This window comes from Psychrobacter sp. T6-1 (genome assembly GCF_052258445.1).
Map to the genome: position 1 here is coordinate 1 of NZ_JBQQFC010000482.1, position 1,279 is coordinate 1,279.

Genomic DNA, 1,279 nt, shown 5'->3' on the forward strand with positions numbered 1-1,279 from the left:
AATTTTAATAATCGTTACATATTTCGTTGATTGCATTATTACATAATGCTACATTATCATAATAGATTGACACACTACTCAGCTAGAATGGCTCATTATTGTCCTTGAATATGCAAGTGTTATTGAGGAGAGATCGCACTATGGTACAGATCTATCGAAATATAATAAAAAGACCAATAGCCAAAAATATGTGGCGTATTACCGCTATATCTACAGCATTTATGCTATCTAGCTTTTCGACGCTAGCCGCTACATCACTGGAATTTACTCAACAAGACTGGCAGGCGGTGTGTGACAATACGCGTACTTGTCGGCTCGCAGGTTATCAGGCAGAAGGTAGCTCAGAGCAGCCCGTTTCTATTCTCTTAGTTAGACGCGCAGGCGTTGATACCAGCGTTGAGGGCAAAGTCAAATTTGGCGGCGCTAAAGAAAGCTCCTCTAAAGCTTTGATGCAGTTGGGTAATCGTCACCGCATCTCATTGTTTATAGATAATAAAGATTTGGGCGAGATTAAACCGCTGTCATCAGGAGACGCTGATCTTACTGCAGCGCAAGTGAATGCCTTAGTCACAGCACTCGCTAAATCTAGCAAAATTGAGCTGGTCTTACGTAACACCCGCTGGCAGCTCTCTGATAAAGGCGCAACCGCTGCTATGATGCAAGTGGACGCGGTGCAAGGCCGAGTAGGGACGCCCAGCGCTTTGATAGGCTCAGAAGACGCGACTAGATCGAATACTAGCGTACTCTCGGCCGCTGCTGCGCCCTCTTTAAATTTGGTACTTCCAAGCTCTCAAACCACCAATCAAAGCACCAAGTTTGTTATGCGCGCATCCAACCTTGCCGCTCTGCTTAAACCCACTTTAAAAGATAGCAGCGACTGTCCTAATATTGCCGATAGCTCCTCTTGGCAAGTGGCGCGTTTGAGTAGCACCAAACTACTGGTGCAGCACAACTGTTGGAGCGCCGTCTATAACTCTGGCGCCGGCGCTTGGGTTATCAATGATCGCAAGCCCTATAACCCGCAGCTGGTAACGACCAATGCTACTGAATACAAAAGCGGCAAGATAAGCGCGGTACAAAAAGGGCGTAGCCTTGGCGACTGTCTGTCCAAAACTGACTGGATATGGAATGGCAAGCGCTTTGTCAAAAGTCATGAAAGCACCACAGGACTATGCCGCATGGTGTCAGTTGGCGGCGCATGGCAGCTACCTACATATGTCTCTGATGTCAAAATTATCCGTCAGTAATGGATTATTGATAGGCCTGTGAATTGAAAAAT

Annotated in this window: 1 protein-coding gene; it reads left to right on the forward strand. The window is 46.4% G+C overall.

The genetic code is table 11. The features are described from left to right. Positions 1 to 188 precede the first annotated feature (188 nt). Positions 189 to 1,247 (forward strand): DUF1176 domain-containing protein, encoded by a 1,059-nt coding sequence (locus ACTXGO_RS13980; RefSeq protein WP_443574945.1) that lies wholly within the window; start codon positions 189 to 191, stop codon positions 1,245 to 1,247. Positions 1,248 to 1,279: the final 32 nt, after the last annotated feature.

Excerpts from the sequence above, each read along its gene's own strand:
- ACTXGO_RS13980 (WP_443574945.1), top strand. The coding sequence starts at position 189 with ATGTGGCGTATTACCGCTATATCTACAGCATTTATGCTATCTAGCTTT.